Genomic DNA, 24235 nt, shown 5'->3' with positions numbered 1-24235 from the left:
TGTCGGGAATGGCTCCCGTGGGAGACCCGAACCTGACCGGATCGGCTTGGTCTCCTGCCTCTCGCAGGGACCATGCTCGATGAGCACACAATGCCCGCCGCCGACGTTGTCGGTGATCAGTTCTGCGCCCACAGGAGGAACGTGATGGCGGGTTTGGGCGATCACGTCAGCACTGCCTTGAGCTTCGTGAGGAGCGCCTCCTGACCGGTTGATCGGTGGCATCGTCGGACGAGATGCAGGTTCGGTTGCACCAAACACAACGTGTCCTCACGCGAATCGCCGTACACGTTGTGGACCTCAGCGTTATCGGAGATGATCGCGCCGGCAGGAGCCGCAGCACTTAGTTCTCGAGGAGTGATCACCTTCACTCGCACCCGATCACCGAAACTGTGCGTCACCCGCGCGGCTAAAGTCCCAAGTTCTGACGTCGAGTTCGGATCGCTCTGGAATGCCAGCAATGTGTAGGACTCATCGACCAAGTCATGAACCCACGTATCATCCGCCGGACTGGTCGTTAGGCGAATATTAGGCGCGATGCTGCCGGAGGCAAGACCTTCCAGTGGCGTGAGACCCGATGTCTGGAAAACATCGTGGCTGTAGATTTGGGAAAGACCGGAAATTCTGCCAACTATCTCACTTCGACCGGTCAATTCGACGGCCGTCTTGTGGCGATCCTGGTGCGACTTGTTGTGCTCCATGATTATCCCGTGGAGGTGGCGTGCAGTTGCACCCGCGTCCATTGCGGCCAAGCGCCGGTTCTGCGCATAATTGTCGAGGAGAGACGGCTGAGCTTGGCCTTTGGCAACCATCGCCAACATCCAACCCAGGTCGTCCCCGTCCTCCCCGGCTTTGTTCATGCCCATGCCACCAGCAATCGAATGGCAGTGAGCCGCATCTCCACCAAGTAATACGTCCCCAACTCGAAAGTGGGTCGCGACGCGATGTGCGATCGTGAAATCGCTCGCCAAGCCCGATTTGCCCAGCGTGACCCGCCCACCGAATTGCCTGTCAAGAGCAACCTGGAACGTCTCGCGCGTGGTTGCGGCTCTGGGGCCGTCGCCGCCGCGCTCGCTGATGATGATCCGGTAAATCTCGCCGATTTCCGGATCATCAGGGAGTCTGGCGATGAAAAGCAGCCCGGCATCGCTCATGAAGTAATTGATGCTGTTGGGAGCGAACGTATATCCGTACAGCCGTGCGTCGATCATTCGCTGGTAGCTGGGGAACTCGTCGCCCTCGAACGGGATCTGCAACAGACGGCGCACGATGCTACGCACTCCATCACAGCCCACCAGCCAATCTGGCCGAGCCACCCTCACACCGCCATCGGTGCCGACCAGGGTCGCGGTTGTACCACGATCCTCATCCGTTTCAAGGTCCACGAGCCGGGTCCCCCATTGAACTCGACACCCGTACTTCAGGGCGAGCTCCTTGCGCAGGATTCTTTCGATCGTTGCCTGGCGGGACACGAGCACATGCGGGTACCTGGTGCCATACAGTTGCGTGAAATCCATCCGCAGGACGGAAGCGTCGTTCGGGAAGTGATAGTCCATTGAGGAGACGGGAATACCCTCGACCTTGAGCTGATCGGCAATCCCGTCATTCGCCAGACGCTGAAGTAGGGCCGCATGAGCGGTAATCGCTTTCGGGGCTGACGAAGGTTCTGGTCGCTTGTCGACCACCTCGCACTCGACGCCTCGGCGCAGCAGTCCGCGGGCTGTCATTAGACCGCCAAGGCCGCCACCGACGACGATTATCGGGTCACGTGAAGTGGAAGCACGAGACATGGGAAAACCCTTCCTGCACGCCGGAGTATCGTCCGGCAAAAACGGTGCGGAATATAGACGGGATGCCGTCGAGGAATAATTGATCCGCCGTGGCGACGATCAATGCGGTAATACGCTCTGCTCCATAAGCTGCTATTCAGGTTAGTTCAGCAGATGGAAGGAGAATTTGCACTGAGTCAAAGTGTGGGTGGCTAGGTAAGGACCTTCTGCATGTACCCTCGGCTGTCGTTGCATGGATAGGTTTGTGTCGACAACCGAGATGCTCCCACGTCCTACTCATGTGTGGAATAGGGAGTGCTTATGGGGTCCCTATAGACGCATCCCTATGAGCTGTGTGCGGGCAAGACCGGTCACCCAGCAGGCGGGAAAGAAGGTTTGTCCTCGACTTCGAGCGAGGGATGAAAGGTGAAAAAGGGCGGCCGGGAACGCCAATTGAGATCGGGCCAGTAAGGAGCGTGCGCGGGAAGCCCGGCACCACTCTCCGCACTTCGGCCCTATGGATGACTTCGACGATCCGGATGCCGGATCCGCTCGCGTCGTTCATCGGTCTTGCCGCAGCGGCTCGTCGCCGGGGCAGGCGTAGCGATTTGAACCAGATGGCTATGGTTGACCTGTGAAAACCGCGTCTTGCTGGCCTTGGCCCCAGTCGTCAGGTGTTGTCGGCAAGGTCCTGGTGAAGGACGTCCGCTGGGACGTGCTTTGCGATATCCGCCCCTTTCTCGATGTCTAGTTTCGTGCGTATGTCCGCGACTTGCGTGTCGTAGGTTTTGGGAGAGACCCCTCGGGCGGAAGCGATCTCGGCCCTCTTCTGCCCCTTCGCGATCCTGATCGCGACGTCTTGTTCGGACTCGGACAAGCTGTCCCAGCCCCCATCCGGTAGGTGCAGTGTTCCCAGGGCATACTGCTGCGCCTCGTTGTGTTCGGGACGCAGGCGGGTGCCTCGCTTCTTTGCTGCGTCGAAGACGGCTGGCCCGAGCACCCGGCGAGCGACGTCGGTAGCGTTACGGGACTGCGTGGCGAATGCGCCCATTTCGCCGATTTGTGTGCCGACCCCAGGCCCTGATCGTAGTGTTTCGAGTCCACCGGCGAGGATAGCGATTTCGCGGGCTCTTGCCGTGGTGACCCTGTTGCCGTCGTGGCTGTGTGAGTCCGTGCTGTGCGCTGTGGTGATGAGTTTCGCCAGCGTCCATGTCCGCAGTTCCACCGACCACATAGCGCCCCATAGGTCGCCGATGGACAGCTGGTATTTCAGTGATCGCCGCAGGACGGTCAATGCTTCTTCAGGCTTGTCGTTCTTGTTCAGGGCGAGGGCCCAACTGAACTCAGCCCACGATTTCGCCGACCGCGCTTTCGCGGCGGTGGCGCTTTCGTAGCAGCGGCGTGCGATCGTGTCAGCCTGTTTCGGTGTTCCGATCAGACCGGCCGCCAGACCAGCGAACATGGCGGCCATCATGGCCGAGCCGTGGTCGCCCAGTGCGTGGAATTTGTCGCAGGCCCGCTCCAGGATTTCGATGGCTCTCGGGTTGCTGTTCGCCATGAACTCCGCTGTGCCCTTTGCCAATTCGGCGGCGGCGGACAGGCCGAAGTCAATTTCGGGGTGGCTACGCCATTCAGCTCTGGTTTTTGAGTCGGGGATGCGGAGCTCGACGGACTCGTCGAGTAGCCGTCTGGCGTCTGCTGCCTCGCCCTGACGCAGGGCAAGCCACGCGCTGTATGCCAAGGCATCGATCTGGAGTTCAGTGGACTCTGGCGCCATGGTCTTCGCTGCGTTCAAGCAGCGCTCGATCCATCGCCGTGCATCGCGGATTGATCCCAACATGAAGGGCGCTCGCAGCTTGATCAGTCCGATAATGATCTCTAGCCCGGCGCCAGCCTGACCTGGCACCTTGATGCTCGTCTTGAGGGCGGCGATGATGTTGTCCCACGCTGCGCGAGCCCAGTCCATCAATCCCTGCTCTTGGTCGCTGAACCAGTGGTTGCCTGCGTCGACGACCTTGTTTTGGTAGTAGTGCAGGTGCCGTATGTCCATGCGGGTCCGCTCGCCGTCGCCGCTTTCGGCAAGTCGCCGTCGCGCGAACACCCGCAAGCTCTCCGGCAGGGAGTACCGCACCGTCGTCGCGGTGCGGTGCACTGTGACCATCGACCGATCAACCAAGCGTTCGAGCAGGGCTTCGACGTCGTGGCGAGCCAGAACGGCACCTGCGTCGTCGATTGGGTCGTCGCCGCAAACGGCTTTGATCGCGTCGAACTCGGCTCCGCCCATCACGACGTTGGTGTTGTCGTAGGGGTTAATGTCGAAGCTGGAGGCGAACACGGCCATCCGATCGAAGAGCAACTTTTCGGGGTCGCTGCACAAGTCGTAGGACGAGTCGATGGCCTCCTTGACTGATCGATGCCTGGGCGCGGCGCCCACGCGAGGCCCAAATCGCCAGTCCAGTCGAGCATCGTCATCGTCACCGGTGAGTCCGTCCAGGATCATGCGCGGCACCTGTTGCCACAATCGCCCAGCCATCAATTCGATGTCGAGAGGAAGGTTTTCGATGTGGCGGCAGATCTCGGCGACGACGGATTCGTCCTCATCGCTGATCGGATGACCGATAGCGGCTGCACGCTGTTTGAACAAAGCCACGGCGTCGTGGCTCGCCAGCTGGCGCACACCGACCAGGTGTTCGTGGATCCAGCCGACCGGTTCGCGGCTGGTGGCGACGATGGTCAGTCCCGGCACCGCCTCGAGCAGTGAATTGATCAGAGGCCGGGCTCCTCCTTCGAGAACGGGCTCACAGTTATCGAGAACAAGCACGGTGTGCTGGGGCGAAGTGCTGCCAGGCTGGGACAGGGTGTCGACCAATGCAGGCCAATCGGGTCGCTTCGAGTGGTCAGCCCTGATCACCTGCCGGGCGATTTCCTCCACGACCTCACCGACGCCCGAGCCCGGCGTGAGCTCTGCCAATCTAGCCCAGAACAGCCGTGTGCTCTTGTCGGCCATACCGAATCGGCTGACAGCCGCAGTGAGCAAAACCGTTTTGCCGATCCCGCCCCGACCGACGAGGGTGATCAGGCGGCACGATTCGCTCAGAAGGAGCCGCACAATGTCGTCCAGCTCGCGGTCACGACCGACCAACCTGTGAGTGGGCGTCGGCACTACGCCCATCGTCCCCGCCCTGTCCTCGTACACACATGGGACTATATAGCGCTCTCGGGCGCTCCTGCAGAATGCGAGACATTCTTTGTGCCGCATACTGATCCATTCGGCATCGCCTCGAACTCATCGGCGTCACCGTAGGGACCTCGTAGGGAGTTCCTAATTTCCATTCTCCCGGCGTAGGGGTTCCCTATTTCCGTCCGGTCCGGCCATAGGGACGCCATAGGGAGTCCCTATTCCGCTCGTCGTCGATGTCGTGGAGTGTCGGTACTGATTTCTTGGAGAGCGCCACGTGCTGATCGTTTTTGCTTGACGTCAGCGAATTCTGTTCCATCGACTGGAGTTAACGTCTTTGACCACGCCTGCTTCGGGAACTTGCCCGGTTCTTCATGGATCGCCCACCGATGGCACCGACGAGCCCCGATATCCGCTGTATGCCCCCGCGTTCTGCGCCGACCCGCACCGCGCCTACAGTGACCTGCGCGGACGGTACGGGTCGCTGGCTCCGATCGAGTTGTCACCTGGTGTCCCTGCGACTTTGGTGCTTGGGTATAGCACGGCATTGGAGATCCTGCGCGACCCGGACCATTTCCCTGCTGATCCACGCAGCTGGCAGGAGACTGTTCCCGAGGACTGTCCCGTCCTGCCGATGATGCGGTGGTTTCCGGCTGCGCGCTACAGCGACGGACCCCCGCACACCCGCTATCGGCAGGCATCCGTTGCCAGCCTCGACGGGACCAATCTGCACGCGCTCGGTCACACCGTCGGCCAAATCGCCGAACCGCTGATCGAGGCCTTCGGCGAGGCCGGTTCCGCCGAGTTGGTGTCTCAGTACGCATTCCCGCTCGTCTGCGGTGTCCTCAACCAGCTGGTCGGCTGCTCAGAAGAGTTGGGGCACAGGGTCGCTCGCGGGATGGCCGCGCGCTTCGATGGTTCGGTCGATGCCGCTTGGGGCATGAAGACGATCAAAGAGGCGCTGATGGAGCTGATCGCGCTCAAGCGCGCGGAGCCCGGCGACGACATCACATCGCGACTGGCGAAGCACCCGGCTGGCCTGGACGACGTCGAGATGTTCGCTCAGCTGATGAGCTTCTACGGTGCGGGCAGCGAGGCACAAGGTAACTTGATCATCAACGCCGTGCGGTTGATGCTCACCGATGACCGATTCGGCGGCGCGTTGGTGGGTGGCACCCTGGACCCGCGCGACGCGCTCGACGAGGTTTTGTTCAACGACCCGCCGATGGCGAACTTCTGCATGAAGTACCCGAGGCAACCGATCCTGAAGAATGGCATCTGGCTGCCGAAGGATCAGCCGGTAGTGATCAGCCTTGCGGCCTGCAACAACGATCCCAAAATCTTCGGTGAGGATCGCGTCGGCAATCGCTCGCATCTGGCGTGGAGCGTTGAGAATCATGCTTGTCCTGCCCGCCGTGTGGCATATCTGACCGTGGAGACCGCCATCATCCAGCTGCTGGACATGGTGCCCGAGATGCGCTTGGCCGTCCCGGAGCACGAGTTGGAGTGGCGTCCGGGGCCGTTCCATCGCGCGCTGACGAAACTGCCAGTCACACTCCGCCGTTGAAACAGAGTCATGTGATGAGCCCTCACATTGTGCGATCGGTGTGCCCGCCAGCCAGACCGGCCAGCGCTGGGGAAGTGACTCGCGAAGCGAACCTCGTTACTGCGCGCTTCATCACGGACCTGAGTGCTTGCGCCACACGGGGTTTCCCGACCCGGGCGGCGCTGCTGGACAAGTTCGTTCGCGGACCTGCTCACGCGAGGCGACGACCAACGCGTTGGTCTGTTGTCGGGATTGCGGTGCGGCTCGACTTTCCGCGATCGCGTGCGCTTTCCCGGGGCCGGGTCAGCTCGACTGGCCACCAGGCACCACCGATTGCGAACTTCATCGCGAGGACTATAGTTCTGGACCGACCTGACGAGAGGCGCGCGCATGAATCAGTATGTCGCTGAGGCGATTTCATGGACCAGACCGCTCAACGCGATGGTCCGCGTCCACGGTGAAACGCGCGATTCAACGCTATCCGTCGGCCTATCGACCCGAACGCAGAAGAGAAAAGGCGTCGCCGATACCAGCGTCGACCAGGTGTCTGTTTCTTCCAGTCGGCGCATGTAATTCGAATCTGCATCCGCTATCGCGATCCGCGTCCTCATTCAATCCATTTGGAGCCACGTTTTGACCTCGCAGTCGTCCCCGGCCCACCCGACCGCTCCCGCCCATCAAGCGTCCCACCGCTTTCCGATGTACGACCCCAATTTCGCCGCCGACCCGCATGTCGCCTACGCCGAGATGCGGCGCCGTTATCATCCTTCGCTGGTTCCGGTTGATCTGGACCCAAATGTGCGGGCCACTCTGGTGATTAGCCACGCGACCGCGGTGCGAATTCTCAACGATCCCGAACACTTCCCGTCGGATCCCCGAGAATGGCAGACCACCGTTCCGCAGGATACGCCCGTCCGGGCGATGATGGCCTATTTCCCCGCAGCGCGGTACAACACCGGTGCCGCACACACGCGCTATCGAGATGCCTCCGTCGCAAGCATCGACGGAGTCGACACGAACAACATAAACACGCTGGTCGAGGACATCGCTATCCCGCTGATCAACAAGTTCTGCGGCAAAGGTACAGCCGATCTGATGGCCGACTACGCATTCGGCCTGGTATTGGGGGTCCTCAACCGGATATGCGGTTGCCCGGAGGAGATCGGGGAGCGGGTCGCGACCGGCATGGCGGCACGTTTCGATCAGCGCAGTACGCTCACAGCTCAGCAGGGCATGGCGATGATCAAAGAAGCCCTGATGGAGTTGATCGCGCGCAAGCGCGCCGAGCCCGGCGACGACGCCACCTCGCGACTGGTCACCCATCCCAGCGCGCTCGACGATGTCGAGGTATTCGCCAATTTGATGAGCTTTTACGGTGCCGGTTTCGAACTGGAACGTAATCTCATCACCAACACACTGGAGCTGATGCTCCGCGATGACCGGTACGGAGCGTTCGGCGGCGACTACGGCCGGAACCTGTCGACTTTGACAGCCCTCGACGAGGTCTTGTTCAACGACCCGCCGATGGCGAACTTCTGCTTCCGATATCCGAACCGGCCGGTCATGGTCGACGGAGTCCTTTTGCAGCCACACGAGCCGGTCGTTGTCAGCCTGGCTGCCTGCAACAACGACCCGGCGATCCGCGTCGAGGTCGACCCTGGCGGCAGTCACATCGGCAACCGGTCACACGTGGCGTTTGGGGGCGGACCACACGAGTGCCCAGCAAAGCCCCTGGCGTACGAGATCGCCCAGCATGCCATCGATCAACTATTCGCCGCGGTGCCCGACATGACGTCACTTCTGCCCGCAGATCAACTGGAATGGCGGCCGGGGCCGTTCCACAGGGCCCTCAAGGAATTTCGGGTCGTTTTCGTCAAACTGCCTCCGATGCTTATGAGGTAGCCACTCCTCATCAAGCGCCGAAGCCGACTCGCGGTCCTTATCCATGTCTATGGTCGCGAGTCGCTACCACCATGCATTCACGCGGAATTCGTTGTGCCACAAGGAAAAACGAAACCGAAGCTTTGCCCAATAGACAACCAAGACCTCCGTCCTTGTGTCATGATGATCATCGAATATCGTTCGCGGGAACTCGCTTGAAAGGGGGAACGGGATCGGCTTCAAGGCTGACCCCGGACTGCCGAATGCTGAACTCCATCGTCGGGAAAAAGCTGCGCCTGTACTTGCCCAATGGCTGGGTATTCGAACCCTGGATCACCGGCCCCGATTACATCGAATACACGCTGACCGCGGGTCCTCACGAAGGACGCCACGCCATCCAGAAACCTACGTACCGTCGACTGGCAGACAACGTCGAGTTCCTCGGCTGGTACGAGGAGACCGGAACTGTCGTGACCCTCACCTGGTTCCTCGGACCCCAGACAGTGGCCCGCTACGCGGCGGTGCCTAAATGGCTGGCCGATGTCGACATGTCCATAAGCGCAGGTGACAATCAAGACCCGGAGTTCCGCGAGGAGATGGCGCGGCGCGCCGCAATCGGACCAGACATGCCCCGGCACATTTACGCGGACCACGGCTACTTCGTCGAACTCGAAGAAAAATAGACCGCACGAGACGGTGCAGCTGTACACAGCAGCCCGCCGAATATGCCGACCTCCGTGATGTCGGCTGCGCGACCGCATCACCTTCGGTCGCGATATTCGAAGATGGTGCCACCGGGTTTTCCGCTTCCCGGTGGCATCGTCACCTCGAACGAAGAACCGAGCACCGGCCCGCACGCCTAGCCGGCCAGAACGATGGCGTACCAGATCGTAAGGACGCGATCGATTACCTGCTCGAGAGGGTGACAGGTATGCACGGGCAACCGAGTAGAACCGCGATGTTTGCAGCGCGCGTGAGAGCCGACCACCAGGAGGATGCGCCTCGGATCTTCACCGATCCACTTGCCCCGCGGATCGTGGGCGAATCCGTCGCTTCTACTGAATTCGACCAGGGCCAAGCTGAAGATCTCGTGCGTGAGCGAAGACTGTGGATCGCGGCACGCTCCCGATTCGCCGACGACGCCGTCGCGGCCGCAATCACGGCAGGCACCGATCAGGTAGTAATCCTCGGCGCGGGACTGGACACAACCGCCTACCGCCAATCCAGCACACACGTAAGATTCTTCGAGGTCGATCATCCCGCCACCCAGGAGTGGAAGCGGCGTCGATTGGCTCACGCCGGGATCACGATCCCGGCGACGCTGACCTTCGCGCCCGTCGATTTCGAGCAGCCCACGCTCGCTGTCACATTGGCGCAGGCAGGCCTCGACCGCACCCGGCGAACCCTGTTCATTTGGCTCGGCGTCGCCGTGTACCTGACCCGAAGATCGGTCCGCGCCACTCTCAGCGACATCGCCAGCGGCCACGCGGAACTGGTGTGCGACTACTTCTATCCACTCGATTCGGATCGAGGCGATCCGACTGCCATACAACTACAGAACCGCGCGAAACTGGTCGCACGCGCCGGTGAACCATGGCGCAGCTTCTTCACAGCGGACGAATTCCGAACCATGCTGCAGTCCTGCGGCTTCCAGCAGATCGAAGACCAATCAATCACCGCGCTGTTGGCTACCTATGGTGTTCGGATTTCTCGCTCACCCGACTCAGGGCCACACCTGATCCACGCCTGCACGGTGTGACCTCGCCATGCGTGTCGACGGTAAACGAATCTGGTTACGCACGAAGCGTTTCCGATCAGGGTGATCGCGACAGTTGATGTCACGTGACGATTTTCGATCGGCCTTGGTATCGATGTTGCCGTCGTGACAGCACGGCCGTTCAACCGGTCCGATGCAGGCGCGGACGGGCTTCGGGTGAGTGCTGGTCGACTTCGATCCAATGCACGCCGGTGCCGTCACCGCGCAGGTTGAGGTGAGCCGTGTGCGATGGACCTGCCCGCTCGGATACTCGTACTTCGAGGTGGATCTCACGCAACAGTCCGCGCCCCGTGTCGAGGCCGCTGTATCCGATCGGGCGCGCGGTGACCTGCAGATCCGGCCGGATACCCCGGACACGGCCGGAGGTGACCACGACCCAGACGCATTTCTTGTTGCGGACCGTGGCCTGTACCGGCCGCACTTGCGATGGTGTCGTGGTGAGTTCGTCGAGGTCCAGAACCACCATGTCGAGGTCATCGGCCAAAGTGGAGACGATACTGAGAGCGTCCGGACCCGGATTTCGGACGTGGAAGAGCCGATCCAGCCGCGCACCCATCTCATGCGCGGCGAGGAAACCGAACCTCGCGCCGCCTACGATCGCCGCGGACTTCCCGGCGGCGGTGGCCGCCGCGACCAGGGCGGTGAGGACACTTCCGCGTGTGCATCCGACTGTCGTGCCGCGGACCAGTCCCCCAGCGGGCAACAGCGCGCCCAGAGGCCCAGGGACCGTGAGCACGTCGAGTGCGGGCACCCCGGCCGCGTCTGCGGCATCGACGCGGCCGGTGACCGCGTTCATCCGCTTGCGCAGTATCGCCAGCTGTGTGGCGCGGTCTTCGCCCGCGAGGTCCTGATCGAGACCGCCGCGCCGCTCGGTGGTGGTCACCCACCGGCCATCGGCATCGAACACATGTTCTAAGCCTAGCGTGATCGGCGGAAATCCGTCACGCATCGGCTGGTGGTGTGGCTGTTCACCGTCACTTGTTCGGGCTATCTGTCACCACGATCACGCCGTGCTCACCCCGGCAACTGCGGTTCGCCGTGATCCGGCTCGGGGGTGGGTGCATTCTCGGCTGTGGCGCCCAGCCGAAGCCGTCGCATTGCGACGTCGACGGTATCGCCTGCACCCCAGCCGATTTCGTCGCCGTCGCGGCTATGCGCCGTGGCGAGGTAGCCGGGACCGACCGGCACGCCGGTCACGCCGCTGTCGGTGTTGACCGCCTCCGGTGGGCCGGGGGCGAACCGCAGGACGACGGTGCCGCCGTCCTCACGCAGCCACTGGTCGAGGGCGAGGTGATCAACCGGTGGCCGTGCGCCGGGGCCGTGCGTGGGTGACATGCTCGTCTCTCCTGTCCCCCCGGCGAGTCGGCACCCGGCGCCGGGCCGGGGATGGCGGATCGCATCGACCACCGCGGATCCGGCATCGGTGGATCGGCCCATCTGAGTCAGTGGCGCGTCCAGGCCTGCCCCGTTGATGGCGAACATCTCGTCGATTCTCGCATCCGAGTTCGCGGCGAATGTTTCATCATCGGAACGATATGGGGCGCAGTCAGATTCGGCCGTCGCGGACCAGCCGCATCAGCGCATCGAGCCCGACTTCCTCATCGGAGGCGGCCATCAGTTTCTCGATCGTCTGCTGCGACAGCGTGCCACACATCGTTAGAATTTCGGCGGTCAACGTGCTCAGCTCGACGATCGCCGCGACGTAGGTGTCCACCGCGGCCCGCTGCTCGGCGGTGCTGGCTTCCCGTTGCCAGCGGTCGGCCTGGTTGCCGAACATTCTCTGGGGGATCTAGACCTGTGGCGTGATGTTGTGTCGCGGACACTCCGACGGAGTTTTGCGACGGTTCTCTGGGGTGTGTAGCTCTGTGGCTCCGTATCGATCGATCACGGAGAACGGAGTGGTGGTGCGAGCATTTTTGGTGCGGATGCCGTCGGGTGGCCGGTACTGGACGGTGATCGACGAGAGCTACGAGGTGGAGCCGGTCGCTGACCAGTACCTGAGAGAACTGCGGTTCGGCCGGGATCGGGCGGAGTCGACAACGAAGGCTTACGCGGAGAGTGTGTCGCTGTTTCTGCGCTGGTGCGCGAGCACGGGGCGTGAGTGGCGCACGGCAGCGCGGGATTTCGGCTTGTTCGTGGTGTGGTTGAAGTTCACGCCGGCCCGCGCTAGGCGGGTGGTGATGGGACCCGGCGCAGAGCCTGTTCGCAAGGAGTCTCGGATCAACAAGATCCTCACCGCCACAAGGGGTTTTCTGATGTTCGCGGTGATGACCAAAGAGGTGCCGGAATGGGTGGTGGAGCAGCTCTACGAGGTCGGTGACACCCGCGATCTCCCAGCGGTCGCCCGGGGCGAATCCACCACGTTGCATTATCGGCTGCGGGCCCGCCACCGCCTTCACGAGCCCGAGACCGCGGTGGATCGGGCTGCAGACGCCGAGATCGTGGCGTTGTTCGTTGTCTGCCGGTCGGCGCGGGACCGGTTGATCGTGCTGCTGCTGGCCCGTGCTGGTCTGCGGCGCGGAGAGGCCGCCGGTCTGCGCCGCAGCGACCTGCACTTGTTGCCGGACAACGCAATTCACGACTGCCCGATCAAAGGCGCGCACCTGCACGTGATACGCCGTGACAACCCGAACGGAGCGTGGGCGAAGTCACGCTACAGCCGGGCGGTTCCGCTGGATTTCCTGACCGTCCGGGCGATCGACCTCTATCTGCTCGAGCGCGCGGAGTTGCCCGCGGCTGCGGCCTGCGATTTCCTGCTGGTCAACCTGTTCCGCGAGCCCCTGGGCGCACCGATGACACCGGACGGGCTGAACGAGTTGTTCTCCGCGCTCTGCCGCCGCGCGGAGCTGTCGCGGTCGATCTCGCCGCATCAGGGACGGCACGGCTTCGCCAGCAACCTCGCCGACTCCGGAGCGATGCTCGACGAGATCCAGAGGCTGTTGGGCCATGCCAGCCCGCAGTCGGCGGAACCGTACATGCATCCATCCGAGGATCGGCTGCGCGCCGCGGTCGAGCGGGTGCCGTCTCCGCGCGAGTTGATGGAGGGTCTGCGGTGACTGTTCTGCTCGCACCTCAGCCAGTCGAGGACTCCGCGGACCTGGTTGCCGGGCTCTGGGCAGCGATCTCACCGGAGTTCCTCGCGGTGATCGGCTGGTTACCGCAACGGAAAGTGCTGGAGTTTCCGCAAGATCACCCGCAACTGGGGTTCATCGTCTGCCCGGTGGTGGGCTGTCCTCAGCGGGCGGGAGGCAGCCAGGGCATATGCCCGACCTGCTGGACTCGATGGAAGGCCGTCGGCCGCCCTCCCATCGAAGAGTTTGTGCTCGTCGAACGGCAGAAGAAGAGGAACCGCAAGACAGGCTGTGTGGTTCCCGGTTGCGAGCGACTCCGGAAGACACATGGCATCCAGCTCTGCGTCAGCCATGATTACCAACGGCAACGGATCTACCGGCTGCCGCTGGATGAGTTCGTGCGTCATCCAGACGTCGTCGGGTTTCCTGCGTTCGGTCCTTGCAAGGTTCCTGCCTGCACTCGCAACAGGGATGGCCGCAGGCACTACTGCCATGCACACGCCGAGCGCTGGAAAGAGTTCCAGCGCACGACCGGCGCGACCGCGGACGATGAACAGCGTTGGCGCTTTACTCAGTCGGCGATCCCGCTGGGTGGTGAGGTGAGCCTGCGCGGGCTGCCGGACCGCGTCGTCGCCGAGTTGCTGTTCTGCTTGCACTACCGGACGGTCGTCAGTGGCAGCAAGACCGACGTGACCAATTTCCGGCCTCTCGGCGACTACGCCCGCGCCAACCTCGTCCAGTCGCTCGAAGACATCTCCAGTGAGGTCTTCACCAAGACACGGCGGCACATGCACGCCACATTCGTCACCATCCTGCGCCGCTACCACACCAACCCGGAGCTCGAACGGGTCAAGGACGAATGGGACACAAGAGTTTTCGGCCACCGAGGGATCCTGCGGTTCGATTCGATCTCTCAGCCGTGGTTGCGGGAAGCCGCGAAGATCTGGGCCTATGACGAGCTGCCCCGTCATCGTGGTGGCAACGCCAAGGGCACCTGCCAAACCATGATCACATCCATGGGGCTGCTCTCGGACAGTTTGCGCCTGCAACGCCCGGACCACGGCAATGGCCCCTCGGCCCTGTCTCGCACCGACATCACGGCGTTCCTCAACCGCCTGGCGTTCCTCCAGGCGGAAGGAGCCATCAGCGCCGCGCGCCGAGAATATGCCGTCCGGCACGTGAGGCGGGTACTCGAGCGGATGCGGGCGATCGGCCTGACGCGCCCAGGCGAGCCCATGCACGGCCTTCCCGAGGACTTCATGCTGATCAACGGTGACACTCCCGATCGAGCTGAAGATTCGAATGCGGGCCGGGACCTGCCCATCGAGGTGATGCGGTTCATCTGCACCCGACTCGATAGTCTCGAGGACACCAGCTACCGGGAGATCCGCGTCGCGGTCGAGTTGATCATCGACACCGGTCGTCGGCCGGACGAGATCTGCCAGCTGCCTCTGGACTGCCTCGAGCGCGACGGGCAAGGACAGCCGGTACTGATCTACAACAACTTCAAGGCGAACCGCCTGGGGCGGCGGCTGCCGATTCAGGAAGTCACCGCCGCGTTGATCGAGCATCAGCAGCAGCGCGTCCGGGAATGGTTCCCGAACGAGCCGGTGGCGAAGCTGAAGCTACTGCCTGGGCCCACACGAAACCCGCACGGCCACAAGGCGATCACCGACGGATGGGTCTGCGCACGGCATCGTGAATGGGTTGACAGCCTGCCGGACATCATGGTCACGACGACCGAGATCATCGACGGCAAAAAGGTGACGAAGATGGTGCCGTTCGACAAGAGCAAGATCTTTCCCTACGTTTATCGGCACACCTACGCGCAGCGACATGCCGACGCTGGCGTCGGCGTCGAAGTGCTCAGCCGGTTGATGGACCACGTTCATCTCAGCACCACCCAGGGCTACTACCGGGTCGGAGAACAGCGCCGCCGCGAAGCGGTCGAGCGGGTCACCACGATGCAGTTCGACCGGCACGGCAACCGGGTCTGGCGCGAGGCCAAAGCCCTGCTGGATTCCGAGCACCTACGCCGCGCGGTCGGGGAGGTCGCCGTCCCCTACGGCGCATGTAGTGAACCCAGCAACGTCGCTGCCGGCGGCGACGACTGCCCCGTGCGGTTCAGATGCGTTGGCTGCTCTCATTTTTCCACCGATGTGTCCTATCTGCCGGACCTCGAGGCATATCTGGCCGATCTGCTGCGCAGCCGGGAACGGTTGCGCAGCGCGTTCGCCGCGGCCGACAACTGGGCCAAGGCCGAGGCCATGCCGTCCGACGAGGAGATCAGCCGCATCCGCCGCCTGATCTCCCGCGTCAAGGCCGATGTCGACGAGCTGTCCGAAGAAGACCGGGCACAGGTCGAGGACGCCGTCAGCGTCGTCCGGCGGGCCCGCACCAGCATCGTCGGGCTCGGCCTGCCGACGATCCGCCAATCCCTTCCCGCCGTCCGCCCGAACAGGAGCGCATGACCATGACCAACACCATGCTCCAAGGCAGACAGGCCGACTCCGCCCGCCGCAGACAACGAGTCCTTAAGGCGCTCAATGCCGCCCGCAAAGATGGCACCGAGATAAGCGTGTCGGCGATCGCTCGCACCGCGGGCGTCGACCGCACATTCCTCTACCGGCACCCCGACCTGCTCGCCCAGGTCCACACCGCCCAAACCACCCCGGCGCCGACCGAGGGAAACGCAGCGCCGGTGACCATGGCGTCACTGCGAGCCGACCTGGCCAACTCCCAGGCCCGCATCACGCGCCTCGCCGGCCACAACAAACAGCTCGAGAAGAAACTGTCCGAGCTACTCGGCGAGGACGCATGGCGCGAGTCCGGGCTCGGCGCCCCAGCCGACGTTGACCAGTTGCAGCGACAGATCGTGACTCTGGAGCAGCAGATCGCCGAGCTCAGAGCTCAGCTCGAGGAACGCGATCAGGAGCTCGACGCGGCCCGCGCCGCGAACCGGGAACTGTTCGCCAGCATGAACAAACGGCACTGACGACAGTGCTCTGCGTCCTTCGGGGCGCAGAGCACTGCTGGTCGTCAGAACTCGTTCAGCTGGAACAACTGATCGCCGTTGTCGCTGCCGAGCAGGAACCCGAACCGATCCAGGTCGGCGATCATCTCCTCGAGCGGATAACCGTCCACGCCGACGAATCGCCTTAACGACTGCTCGACCTCCAGGCCGGCACCTGCGAGCCAGTCACGCAGGAATTGCAGCATCTCGACAAGCTCGACCCAGTCCGGGCCATCAAGGGCGCTCTCGGCCATCCGACCACAATGCACCACACCCACCGACACGCGCCAACCGTTGCACCACACCTGTCGTGATCTGCTACAGTCTCCGCGAAAGCCGCTGAGCTGCACAGACTTTCTCAGATCCTGGCTCCACTTCCGCGGGACCCCCAGAGAAGGAACAGAATCAGATCGTCGCGCTGGTTCTCGTAGACGCGGATGGCGCGGTTCACGGTGTCATCGTCGAGCCGGTACGGTTCGGCGAGCGCTGGCCGGAACAGTTCGATCTGGCCGCGGGTGAGGTCGTCGATGCCTTCGCGTATGTGGTCGGTGAACCATCCGATTCGGGAGATCGGGTACCAGTTCTGTTCACCGCGCTCGGACACGCCCAGCACCCTAGCCGGATCCAGCGACCGGCGCGCGGGATCGGTTGCCCCGCAACCGGTGTAGGCGGGAGGCCCCGGGTCCACACGGGCCGAGGGCCTCCCTCGACCGCTGCCCCGCAGGGGACGAGACCGCGGCCTCGCGCCGATCTTCTCACCGAGCTCCGACAGAATCGTTGCCGGACAACGAATCTTCGGAATCCGAGAGCGCGGCGTAGGAGATCCCCGGGTCAGCCGACACCTGCTCGTCGGGCTCCGGACTCGGCGACGCGCGGTGATCCTCCGGCAGCGCCGCGCTGTGGCTGCTGGCGGCGGCGTCACCGGGTTGGGATCGGACGGCGAGGACGGGCACGCCGTGCTCGCCGGCCATGCGGTCGACCCAGCGGATGAACTCCAATGCCGATCCGGCGAACATGCGTTGTACCCGGTCTCGGAAGGCGCGCACGTCGTGGCCGGGCAGGAAATCGCGGGTGCTGATCTCGCCGCATCCGCATCCGCAGGGCCGCTCACGGAACGCGGCCTCCTCGGGCAGGTCGCAGTAGCCGACAGGGTTCTGCGAGGCGTTGACCACCGGATCCGGTTTACCGATCCACCCGTCGCGCACCGGGTGACCCTCGGCCAGCACCTCGCCGTCGACGGCGACCCGATCCTGATGCACGGACACGCTATGTATCTCGGCAACGGCGATCACCCGGCCGTCACCGATGACCAACGCGAACTGCTCCCGGGCCACCCGTTGCCTGCTCGCCTTCCACACACCCCGGCCCGCCGCCCATGCCTCCTCTTCGGTCATGCGCGGGAAGTAACCGACATACTCACGCTGTAGAGCATCATCGGTAACAGGTGAGTAGTAACCGAGCTTGAACCGGACAGCCATGTGGCACTCCCCTCGTGTGAGACCTGGTTAGGGTCCATAGTGCCACATCGATTCATCACTGATGGCAAACGACGAGTTGGGTCGATTTCAACCAGCCAAGCATCGACATCATGGTTCGATGCAATCCGTGTCAGGGCGACATGTCTCCGCCCGAATGCCGGTGGTCGGCAAGCAATGCCATCGACCAATCTCGGCATCAACAGTTGGTTGATGTCCATCGTAAGAAATCAGTGAGGCAAAGATGACTGCGTATCTCACGCATTCCGATTATGTGTCACGTCAATGGAATCATTGACGCGCGACCGGCCGGAATGCGTTCTGACCACCGATAAGACCCGCTTATCGGCGGTCAGAACCCGTAAACGGATGCGTTTACATGAGTGTCAATGGAACCATTGACGTCGCGGTATGTAAATGGATACGTTTACCGTCATGCCGTCATGGAGTCCGCCGATCAGTCGGTCCTGCGCTGTCAGATTTCGAAGTCATTTTCAGGGCGAAGTCCCTATTCATCGGGCGAGCGTGTGACTTGCCGTCGTCGTCGGGATGGCCGTAAGGGGGAATCTGACACCACTTATCGGCGAATTCCGACACCACCACGGCCACGCTGACCGTCCTGCGGTAGGGCGTAAGCCTCTACGGGAGTCGGGTCAGCGGATGCCGAAGTGGCGCGCGCGCAGCTCGGCCAGCACGCGGCGCACCGCAGCTGGGTCGGCGTCGGTGAGCGCTGCCAAATCCGCCATCGAGTAGTTGCCGCGCTGGGCGATGATGCCGCCGACCGCGTGCAGCACGACCAGATCGTGGGCCTGGGTGGTGATCGATGCGAGTTCGGCGATCACCTCATCCAGCCACGGCACCTCACCGCGTTCGGCGCTCGACAACACCGCGTCGAACGTTTCCGCGATATCGGTGTACATCACACCGCGAGCGTCATCACGCCCCACACCATCCAGCCTTGTCCACCGGTCCGCATGACGCAAACGGTGCGTCCGGTTCACCAGCGCGAGAGTCACACCTACCGCCGAATGGTCGCCCAACCTTGCCCGCAGGGCGCGGCCGGCGGTTCGGCCCGCGACCAATGCCAGCTTGGCTTGCACGCCGATGATCTGGAGAGTGATCGCGCGGTGCCGCATCTCACGGACCCGAGCACGATAAGCCCGCGCGACGCACGTGTTACCGCATCACCGATGACGACAACATCCGCGAACTCAGCGACGGCCAACACTCAGCTGAGGTTGACCGAGCAACCGTTGCGCAACCTAGGTTGGTGGCACTACGTTGCTGATGGCGTGCTGGAACCTCCACCCCACAGGGACCAGCAAACGCAAGACGGTCCGGTAGCCGCAAGGTCCCGGGCCGTCGTCCATTCCACCCAACACTTACCCGCCGCGGCCCCACGCCCGGATCCGGCCGGTCAGCACCCGATGCCGACCCCTCGCCCCCATACTGATAGCCATGGGATATGAAGCCATACGGCCGCATTCTCGCCGGGGGAAGATAGGCGGGAGCAATGTGCGCGGGTCGGTCCGCTTCACCGACCGCCCCGCACGCAGACCGCGCCACCGGTCCCCGTACTACCCCGGCTACCGCAGTGCCTCGCCCACACCGATCCTGTGGGGCCTCGGGGCACTCTTCGGCGGCGCGGGCTTGGTGCTGGTCGTGCTGACGCTGACCCACCTGGGACCGGGCGACAGGCCCGATAACGCCGTGGTGCCCTCGACCATCGCGCCGGCGCACACGACCGCCCCACCGAAGTTGTGCTTCCCATTCAACTGCTGACCAGCTCCCGGGAGCGAAGGTGAGTTGCTGCTCGGCGACGGCATTCGAGATTCACCGATAGGACCCAGCTAGGGCCACCGGAATAGATGAGCGCACCCGCCGTGACGTCGTCTACAGGCCGACAGATTTGAGCATGTTCAGCAGGAGTTCGGTGTTGGTCAGTGCCAGTTGCAGCGCTTCACGCGCGGCGCGCAGCTGACCGGCCTGGTCGGCGAGTGTCTCCACATCGCCCTGCGCGACAGCGTCTTGGCTGACGGCGATCACCCCGAGCAGTGTGTGCAGGGCTGTGACAGCATGCGTGGCGGCCAGCGGGATCGGGCCGACTTCCCGGTTCTGCGCCATCATTCGCAACGGTGTCCCCGCCCGCAGCACCTGCCAGCGGATGAACTCGATTCGTTTGACAGGATCTTGATCCAGCCCCACTCCAGCGGCGGTGAGTTGCTGCTCCCAGGCGGCGTGGCGGGCATCGGCGTCGAGGTCGATGGCATCAGCCAGCGCCGCCTCGGTCTGCACCATCCCCAGCAGCGCATTGACCATCCGCACCCGGTAGGCGTCTGCCCCGCCGAGGCGAGCCGCCTGGTCGGCGTGTTCGGTCGAGGTGTTGCGCCCCTGGTACATCCCCAGTGCCGCCATGGCCTCAGCGATCTGCTCGACCGTGGCGAGCCGGTCCCGGCCCTGGTCCTGTTCGTGTTCACTCACCCAGGAAGGTTATCGCCGACCGCTTGCAGTGTCCGGTTTCGAGCACGGTGAGGGGCCACAGATCAGGCGGGTGTATACCAATAATTGGTATCGTGTGGTCATGGCGCTCTACTACCAGATCGCCAGCGGCGGCATCGTCGAGATCATGCGCATCCTGCACCAGCGGATGGACACCGAGCGTCACCTCTGACCCGGAAGCAGGGCGGCACGCTCGTCCTCGGTGAGGTTGATCAGCCATACCGCGCCCCACGGGTTGTGGCGGTTGTCGATCCACACCGCTGCCCGCGTCTCCCGCAGCAGCACCGCCCGCATCTGGCTGCGGACGGGCTCGGCGATCGTCGCGGCGTCGAACTCGTCGAGTTTGGTTTGACGCACGGTGCTCGCCCAACCCAGCTGGCCGGGGCTTCCGGTCAGCTCCGGCCAGCCCGCCGCGCGGGCCTTGGCGGCGTTGTGTGCGTTGACGGCGTCGTAGTCACCCATCCAACGATGGTGCGCCGCAGCCGATCCGCCCCGCAACGCTGCCGGTGTGAGGCCGCGCAACACGGGGTGTCGTTAGAAGATTGGGCCGTCAAACATAGGTGTAGGGCAGTGGGTTGCTGGTGCCGTCCAACTCCACGGTGACGGTGACGTTCACCGTGCCTGTCCCCGTCGGGGAGATGGCCGTGATCTGGGTATCGGAGTCGATGGTGAATGTGGTTGCCGTGGTACCGAACCGCACGGACAAAGGACCGACATTACTGAACCCGGAGCCGGTGATCACCACAGAGCTGAAAACCGTCGCAGGGCCGGAAGAGGGCGTCAGGGAGGTGAGAACAGGCGCCATGGGTCCGACTCCAAGCCGAAATAGACTGAAAAGGGTTACCTTGCAACCGATGCCGATCGGGCTGCGGCAACCGCTACATATCCAGTAAGCCTCCGGCGACGGCACTTCGGCAACGGATCCACAGTTCGTTCGCTTCCGGTTTTGCCCGGTTTCGACCAGGTGATTCGCGGCGACGGGGTCTAGACAACTCACCCCCCACACCCAGCAACTCAGCGGCAGCCTCCTCGGCCGCCGCCACGCTCACCCGATCCAGCCGCGCGAGACCGCCGACCACCTCCGCACGCCGCACCGCCACTGTGCCTCCTCGGCGGTGAGCACACCACGATCCGACAACGACGCATCCCCGGCCATCGGCAGTCCCTTGCTGAAGACGAGTACGAGCAAAAAGCACGCTACTGAACACGACTACGAGACACGCCGATGTTCGAAGTCCCCTTCAGCCCGAACCGAACTCGCATGTCAGCACTGAACACAACTCCGGACCGCCCGGACCCGATACGATCAACACCAACCATGGGAGCAACATATCGAGGGGATGAGTGTGCATGGCCGACCTCGCATCCGTATACGACGCAGCGGCACAGGACACCCCAGAGTGGGACGCGTGGGCTGACCTGCGCCGCTGCTACACCCAGATCGACACACTCTTCGATGAAACCCTCCCCGCCGTCCCCACGGCGGAGGACTTCACGATCGGTGAGAGCGTGCCACCACGCCCAGCGGCCGGACGCTACACCCCCGCCATGCTCGAATGGGTCGAATACGGCGCATTCGCCCTGTTGCCGACCCGAGAAGCATTGGCAGACAACGCCGAGACCGCCGACCAACTCGTCTGCTACCTGACCGAATACCTGATCCGCAACGCCGACGGGTTGCGGTTCAACGTGCCCGGCAACGGCACCCCGGTTTACGACGGCATCGGGCCATCGGTCTGCTACGGCTACACCTCCGCCGTGGACAATCCCGTGGACATGCTGCTGTCGATGATCGAACACGGCGACGGCTTCACCGACGACATCAGCGACCGCATAGACGATTACACCGACTCGAAAGCACAGCCGGAGTAGCGGACACCGCGTGAAGCGGCGGGCGGACAACAGAATATGTCCGAAGAGGACGACAGACGCCGCCGCAGCGAACGATCCCGCAAAGCACAGGATCGGGGCCGTCACTTCCATCGAGGCATGGCGCAGCAACGCGGCGAAACCCGCGAAAACGGTTGGCGCAACGAACAAAAGATAGAACTCGGCAACGGCAAAGGGAACACCCGAGTTCACGACACCGCCCGCGTCAACGACAAGGGCGGCCGGGACTTCACCGAATACAAGAGCGGCGTCCGGATACGCGGCGACGCCCACACCCTCAATCAACTCGCCCTTGACCGAAAACTACTGACCCGTGACCCGAACGCCACAGGAAGATGGCTGACACGGGCCGGGGCTGCCGATCCGGTAGTCCGTAAGGAACTCGAGGCGCTGCAACGCGACTTCCCAGATCGCTTCGAGGTGATCGAGGTGTCCCGCGCCGAAGCGGAGAAAGCGCGCAAGCTGGGTCGGCTGCTCGAGCGGCAGGCGCGTGGAGTGCAACGAGAGCTGCACAACGTGCCGGAGTTGATACGGCAGGCTGACGCCAGGCAACGTGACGCCAAAGCGCGCGTACAGGAAGCCGCGCAGCGAGCCATCGAACGGCAGGCAGCGCAGAAGGTGGCCGAGAAAGCCCGCCAGCAAGAGTTGGCCCGCATTCAGAAAGAGCGAGCGAAACTCTTGGCGATGCTGCCACGCGAAATAACGCGCGTCGTCGAAGTGGGGATGCCGCCACCCACGCAAGAGTTGAACCGTGAGCCACCAACGCCCGGTACCGGCACCACCGCTGCCGGGCGGGAAGCCCGCAACCGTGGACTCGAACGCGGGCGGGAAGCACGTGGACGCTAGTCGTACTTTCCCAGGTCAGCATCGTGGATCGCCGCGCAGGATCCCCCCGCCGCCAGCCGTGTCCGGATCGCCTCCACCGTGCGGTCCGCCGGTATCCGTTCAGGCCACACGGTCAAAGCAACCAAGACCCCCAGCGGCAAGCCGAGTGCCATCACCAACCCGCACATGATCCACCCGTCGCCGATCATCGAACCTCGTTGTCCCGCACAGAGATCGGCTCCATGTCGATCACTGGCCGCATGGACAGGAGACGCTAGAAATGTCAGTGGTGGCAAGCCAGTACTGACATATTGCGACGTTCCGGAGGCGCCGACCCCGACAAACGAGCGGATATCGCGCAGCCGCCTGGTAGAGGTCGGCGGATGTGCTGGAATGTGCGGGTGACTGCGCCCCATTCGTTGGTGATGGATCTCGTTGCCGCCTATGTCGAGAACGACCGCGCCCGAGTCGCTGAGGTCGCGGCCGAGATCGATGCGAGCGGGCACATCGCTGAGCTACTCGAGGTGATCAATCTGTTCGCAACCAATGTTCTGCTCGAGAAGCACGATGTGGTGGCGCGGCTGGAGCCGGGCCGGATACACGCCGAGATTCTGACCCGGCTGACCGTGCTACCTGCGCATGAGGAACTGTCGATCGGGACAGCGATCGATGACATGCTCGCCGGGCGAATGGTTGAGGCGATCACCACGGCCAGCGCCGGTGGCGGCTTGCGTGGGATGCACTTGGCTGCTGCCTATATCGCCGCCGTCGCGGACCTCACGTTTGGTCGCGCCACCCGGTAGTCAGAACAACAGCGGGTGGCGGTACCGGGACCGGGCGCCCTCACTGCTTGCCCTCCTGCTGGCGATGTTGGTCGCGCAGTTGCTGTTCGGCTCGTTCCAGCAGGTCCCGGACGTTGCCGTAGGCGGCCAGATAATCCTCGGTGGTGGGTTCAGCGTCATCGCCGCGGGTGCGCGCCTGGTGCTGTGCTTGATGCTCGACTTCTCGTTCGGCCTCGGCCTCCAGACAGTGCCTGGCCTCTTCGGCGCGTGCCGCGGCGGCCTCGGCCGGGTGCTGCCGCTCCCATTCGCGGGCCGAGCGCAGGCCCTCACTCAGCAGCCGGGATCGGCACGCTGTGACGATCCACTCCGACAGGTCCTCCCCCGCTGCCTGCCGCACCTGCGCCAACAGTGCATCGTCCATCGAAATCGTTGCGGTTGCCATGCCCGACAACGATAGGCCGCCGACGGCACCGACCCGGGAGGAATGCCCCGCGCCGGTGCCGTCGAGTGTTGGTCCGCCGGCGCGGCGCTG

Annotated in this window: 25 protein-coding genes; 11 read left to right on the top strand and 14 right to left on the bottom strand. The window is 63.5% G+C overall.

Translation table 11 applies throughout. The features are described from left to right. Window positions 1–161: 161 nt before the first annotated feature. Together ACQPYR_RS43945 and ACQPYR_RS43940 are read right to left on the bottom strand one after the other, a co-directional pair. Window positions 162–1787: an FAD-dependent monooxygenase gene (locus tag ACQPYR_RS43945; protein ID WP_433635526.1), complete on the bottom strand. Its 1626-nt coding sequence runs from the start codon at window positions 1785–1787 to the stop codon at window positions 162–164. A 649-nt stretch (window positions 1788–2436) separates the two neighbouring features. Next, complete coding sequence (locus ACQPYR_RS43940; protein WP_433635524.1) at window positions 2437–4962, bottom strand: hypothetical protein; 2526 nt, start codon at window positions 4960–4962, stop codon at window positions 2437–2439. 319 nt (window positions 4963–5281) lie between these two features. Between ACQPYR_RS43940 and ACQPYR_RS43935 the strand changes: the two genes are divergently transcribed. From ACQPYR_RS43935 to ACQPYR_RS43920, 4 genes are all read left to right on the top strand, one after another. Next, window positions 5282–6511 carry a cytochrome P450 gene (locus tag ACQPYR_RS43935; RefSeq protein WP_433635523.1) on the top strand — a complete coding sequence of 410 codons (1230 nt, stop codon included), beginning with the start codon at window positions 5282–5284 and terminating at the stop codon, window positions 6509–6511. A gap of 678 nt (window positions 6512–7189) precedes the next feature. Then, complete coding sequence (locus tag ACQPYR_RS43930) at window positions 7190–8392, top strand: cytochrome P450 (protein ID WP_433635522.1); 1203 nt, start codon at window positions 7190–7192, stop codon at window positions 8390–8392. A 242-nt stretch (window positions 8393–8634) separates the two neighbouring features. Next, window positions 8635–9054: a phenolic acid decarboxylase gene (locus ACQPYR_RS43925; RefSeq protein WP_433635521.1), complete on the top strand. Its 420-nt coding sequence runs from the start codon at window positions 8635–8637 to the stop codon at window positions 9052–9054. Between the two features lie 248 nt (window positions 9055–9302). Further along, window positions 9303–10130: a class I SAM-dependent methyltransferase gene (locus ACQPYR_RS43920; RefSeq protein ID WP_433635520.1), complete on the top strand. Its 828-nt coding sequence runs from the start codon at window positions 9303–9305 to the stop codon at window positions 10128–10130. A gap of 139 nt (window positions 10131–10269) precedes the next feature. Here ACQPYR_RS43920 and ACQPYR_RS43915 read toward each other — a convergent pair whose 3' ends face one another. The 3 genes from ACQPYR_RS43915 to ACQPYR_RS43905 form a co-directional block, all read right to left on the bottom strand. Then, window positions 10270–11055 carry a hypothetical protein gene (locus ACQPYR_RS43915; RefSeq protein WP_433635519.1) on the bottom strand — a complete coding sequence of 262 codons (786 nt, stop codon included), beginning with the start codon at window positions 11053–11055 and terminating at the stop codon, window positions 10270–10272. Between the two features lie 107 nt (window positions 11056–11162). Beyond that, the gene (locus ACQPYR_RS43910; RefSeq protein WP_433635518.1) at window positions 11163–11630 is read right to left on the bottom strand and encodes a hypothetical protein; all 468 of its coding nucleotides are present in this window, start codon (window positions 11628–11630) and stop codon (window positions 11163–11165) included. A gap of 64 nt (window positions 11631–11694) precedes the next feature. Beyond that, entirely contained in the window at window positions 11695–11925 is a 231-nt protein-coding gene (locus tag ACQPYR_RS43905; RefSeq protein WP_433635517.1) for a hypothetical protein, read from the bottom strand. Between the two features lie 148 nt (window positions 11926–12073). Here ACQPYR_RS43905 and ACQPYR_RS43900 point away from each other — a divergent pair, with 148 nt between their 5' ends. The 3 genes from ACQPYR_RS43900 to ACQPYR_RS43890 are packed head-to-tail and all read left to right on the top strand — an operon-like array spanning window position 12074 to window position 16214. Continuing rightward, window positions 12074–13204, top strand: coding sequence for a tyrosine-type recombinase/integrase (locus ACQPYR_RS43900; protein ID WP_433635628.1), 1131 nt, complete (start codon window positions 12074–12076; stop codon window positions 13202–13204). Then, the gene (locus ACQPYR_RS43895; protein ID WP_433635516.1) at window positions 13201–15690 is read left to right on the top strand and encodes a tyrosine-type recombinase/integrase; all 2490 of its coding nucleotides are present in this window, start codon (window positions 13201–13203) and stop codon (window positions 15688–15690) included. Before ACQPYR_RS43900 ends, ACQPYR_RS43895 begins: the two co-directional genes overlap by 4 nt. Window positions 15691–15692: 2 nt before the next feature. Continuing rightward, the gene (locus ACQPYR_RS43890; protein ID WP_433635515.1) at window positions 15693–16214 is read left to right on the top strand and encodes a DUF6262 family protein; all 522 of its coding nucleotides are present in this window, start codon (window positions 15693–15695) and stop codon (window positions 16212–16214) included. Between the two features lie 44 nt (window positions 16215–16258). Here ACQPYR_RS43890 and ACQPYR_RS43885 read toward each other — a convergent pair whose 3' ends face one another. The 4 genes from ACQPYR_RS43885 to ACQPYR_RS43870 form a co-directional block, all read right to left on the bottom strand. Further along, window positions 16259–16486, bottom strand: a complete 228-nt coding sequence (locus tag ACQPYR_RS43885) for a hypothetical protein (protein WP_433635514.1) — start codon at window positions 16484–16486, stop codon at window positions 16259–16261. A gap of 104 nt (window positions 16487–16590) precedes the next feature. Further along, a complete protein-coding gene (locus ACQPYR_RS43880; protein WP_433635512.1) occupies window positions 16591–16836 on the bottom strand; it encodes a hypothetical protein in 246 nt (81 codons plus the stop codon). Window positions 16837–16987: 151 nt separating this feature from the next. After that, the gene (locus ACQPYR_RS43875; RefSeq protein WP_433635511.1) at window positions 16988–17710 is read right to left on the bottom strand and encodes a hypothetical protein; all 723 of its coding nucleotides are present in this window, start codon (window positions 17708–17710) and stop codon (window positions 16988–16990) included. Between the two features lie 650 nt (window positions 17711–18360). Continuing rightward, window positions 18361–18843 carry a hypothetical protein gene (locus ACQPYR_RS43870; protein ID WP_433635510.1) on the bottom strand — a complete coding sequence of 161 codons (483 nt, stop codon included), beginning with the start codon at window positions 18841–18843 and terminating at the stop codon, window positions 18361–18363. A gap of 379 nt (window positions 18844–19222) precedes the next feature. On the opposite strand from ACQPYR_RS43870, the gene ACQPYR_RS43865 reads away from it, so the two are divergent. Continuing rightward, window positions 19223–19489: a hypothetical protein gene (locus ACQPYR_RS43865; RefSeq protein WP_433635509.1), complete on the top strand. Its 267-nt coding sequence runs from the start codon at window positions 19223–19225 to the stop codon at window positions 19487–19489. A 111-nt stretch (window positions 19490–19600) separates the two neighbouring features. On the opposite strand, the gene ACQPYR_RS43860 is transcribed toward ACQPYR_RS43865, so the two are convergent. The 3 genes from ACQPYR_RS43860 to ACQPYR_RS43850 form a co-directional block, all read right to left on the bottom strand. Then, window positions 19601–20188 (bottom strand): DUF6245 family protein, encoded by a 588-nt coding sequence (locus tag ACQPYR_RS43860; RefSeq protein ID WP_433635508.1) that lies wholly within the window; start codon window positions 20186–20188, stop codon window positions 19601–19603. Between the two features lie 180 nt (window positions 20189–20368). Beyond that, window positions 20369–20668, bottom strand: coding sequence for a hypothetical protein (locus ACQPYR_RS43855; RefSeq protein WP_433635507.1), 300 nt, complete (start codon window positions 20666–20668; stop codon window positions 20369–20371). Between the two features lie 88 nt (window positions 20669–20756). Beyond that, the gene (locus ACQPYR_RS43850) at window positions 20757–21011 is read right to left on the bottom strand and encodes an IPT/TIG domain-containing protein (RefSeq protein WP_433635506.1); all 255 of its coding nucleotides are present in this window, start codon (window positions 21009–21011) and stop codon (window positions 20757–20759) included. A 545-nt stretch (window positions 21012–21556) separates the two neighbouring features. On the opposite strand from ACQPYR_RS43850, the gene ACQPYR_RS43845 reads away from it, so the two are divergent. Then, window positions 21557–22078 carry a hypothetical protein gene (locus ACQPYR_RS43845; protein ID WP_433635505.1) on the top strand — a complete coding sequence of 174 codons (522 nt, stop codon included), beginning with the start codon at window positions 21557–21559 and terminating at the stop codon, window positions 22076–22078. 36 nt (window positions 22079–22114) lie between these two features. Next, on the top strand, window positions 22115–22942 hold the full coding sequence (locus ACQPYR_RS43840; RefSeq protein WP_433635504.1) for a hypothetical protein: 828 nt from the start codon (window positions 22115–22117) through the stop codon (window positions 22940–22942). On the opposite strand, the gene ACQPYR_RS43835 is transcribed toward ACQPYR_RS43840, so the two are convergent. Then, the gene (locus ACQPYR_RS43835; protein WP_433635502.1) at window positions 22939–23130 is read right to left on the bottom strand and encodes a hypothetical protein; all 192 of its coding nucleotides are present in this window, start codon (window positions 23128–23130) and stop codon (window positions 22939–22941) included. The genes ACQPYR_RS43840 and ACQPYR_RS43835 overlap by 4 nt on opposite strands. A 192-nt stretch (window positions 23131–23322) precedes the next feature. Between ACQPYR_RS43835 and ACQPYR_RS43830 the strand changes: the two genes are divergently transcribed. Next, the gene (locus ACQPYR_RS43830) at window positions 23323–23724 is read left to right on the top strand and encodes a hypothetical protein (protein WP_433635501.1); all 402 of its coding nucleotides are present in this window, start codon (window positions 23323–23325) and stop codon (window positions 23722–23724) included. Window positions 23725–23764: 40 nt separating this feature from the next. Here ACQPYR_RS43830 and ACQPYR_RS43825 read toward each other — a convergent pair whose 3' ends face one another. Beyond that, window positions 23765–24145 carry a hypothetical protein gene (locus tag ACQPYR_RS43825; protein ID WP_433635500.1) on the bottom strand — a complete coding sequence of 127 codons (381 nt, stop codon included), beginning with the start codon at window positions 24143–24145 and terminating at the stop codon, window positions 23765–23767. Window positions 24146–24235 lie beyond the last annotated feature (90 nt).

Origin of the sequence: Nocardia sp. CA-120079 (genome assembly GCF_050955745.1) — a bacterium.
GTDB lineage: Bacteria > Actinomycetota > Actinomycetes > Mycobacteriales > Mycobacteriaceae > Nocardia.
The sequence above is the reverse complement of the archived record's forward strand: the minus strand, read 5'-3'. Positions and strand labels throughout refer to the sequence as shown.

Bases quoted from the DNA above. Each gene is read 5' to 3' on its own strand.
- ACQPYR_RS43840 (WP_433635504.1), top strand. From the start codon at position 22,115: ATGTCCGAAGAGGACGACAGACGCCGCCGCAGCGAACGATCCCGCAAA.
- ACQPYR_RS43835 (WP_433635502.1), bottom strand. From the start codon at position 23,130: ATGATCGGCGACGGGTGGATCATGTGCGGGTTGGTGATGGCACTCGGC.
- ACQPYR_RS43920 (WP_433635520.1), top strand. From the start codon at position 9,303: ATGCACGGGCAACCGAGTAGAACCGCGATGTTTGCAGCGCGCGTGAGA.
- ACQPYR_RS43870 (WP_433635510.1), bottom strand. From the start codon at position 18,843: ATGCGGCACCGCGCGATCACTCTCCAGATCATCGGCGTGCAAGCCAAG.
- ACQPYR_RS43925 (WP_433635521.1), top strand. From the start codon at position 8,635: ATGCTGAACTCCATCGTCGGGAAAAAGCTGCGCCTGTACTTGCCCAAT.
- ACQPYR_RS43885 (WP_433635514.1), bottom strand. From the start codon at position 16,486: ATGGCCGAGAGCGCCCTTGATGGCCCGGACTGGGTCGAGCTTGTCGAG.
- ACQPYR_RS43855 (WP_433635507.1), bottom strand. From the start codon at position 20,668: ATGGGTGACTACGACGCCGTCAACGCACACAACGCCGCCAAGGCCCGC.
- ACQPYR_RS43905 (WP_433635517.1), bottom strand. From the start codon at position 11,925: ATGTTCGGCAACCAGGCCGACCGCTGGCAACGGGAAGCCAGCACCGCC.
- ACQPYR_RS43825 (WP_433635500.1), bottom strand. From the start codon at position 24,145: ATGGCAACCGCAACGATTTCGATGGACGATGCACTGTTGGCGCAGGTG.
- ACQPYR_RS43845 (WP_433635505.1), top strand. From the start codon at position 21,557: ATGGCCGACCTCGCATCCGTATACGACGCAGCGGCACAGGACACCCCA.
- ACQPYR_RS43910 (WP_433635518.1), bottom strand. From the start codon at position 11,630: ATGTTCGCCATCAACGGGGCAGGCCTGGACGCGCCACTGACTCAGATG.
- ACQPYR_RS43945 (WP_433635526.1), bottom strand. From the start codon at position 1,787: ATGTCTCGTGCTTCCACTTCACGTGACCCGATAATCGTCGTCGGTGGC.
- ACQPYR_RS43850 (WP_433635506.1), bottom strand. From the start codon at position 21,011: ATGGCGCCTGTTCTCACCTCCCTGACGCCCTCTTCCGGCCCTGCGACG.
- ACQPYR_RS43875 (WP_433635511.1), bottom strand. From the start codon at position 17,710: ATGGCTGTCCGGTTCAAGCTCGGTTACTACTCACCTGTTACCGATGAT.
- ACQPYR_RS43900 (WP_433635628.1), top strand. From the start codon at position 12,074: ATGCCGTCGGGTGGCCGGTACTGGACGGTGATCGACGAGAGCTACGAG.
- ACQPYR_RS43930 (WP_433635522.1), top strand. From the start codon at position 7,190: ATGTACGACCCCAATTTCGCCGCCGACCCGCATGTCGCCTACGCCGAG.
- ACQPYR_RS43890 (WP_433635515.1), top strand. From the start codon at position 15,693: ATGACCAACACCATGCTCCAAGGCAGACAGGCCGACTCCGCCCGCCGC.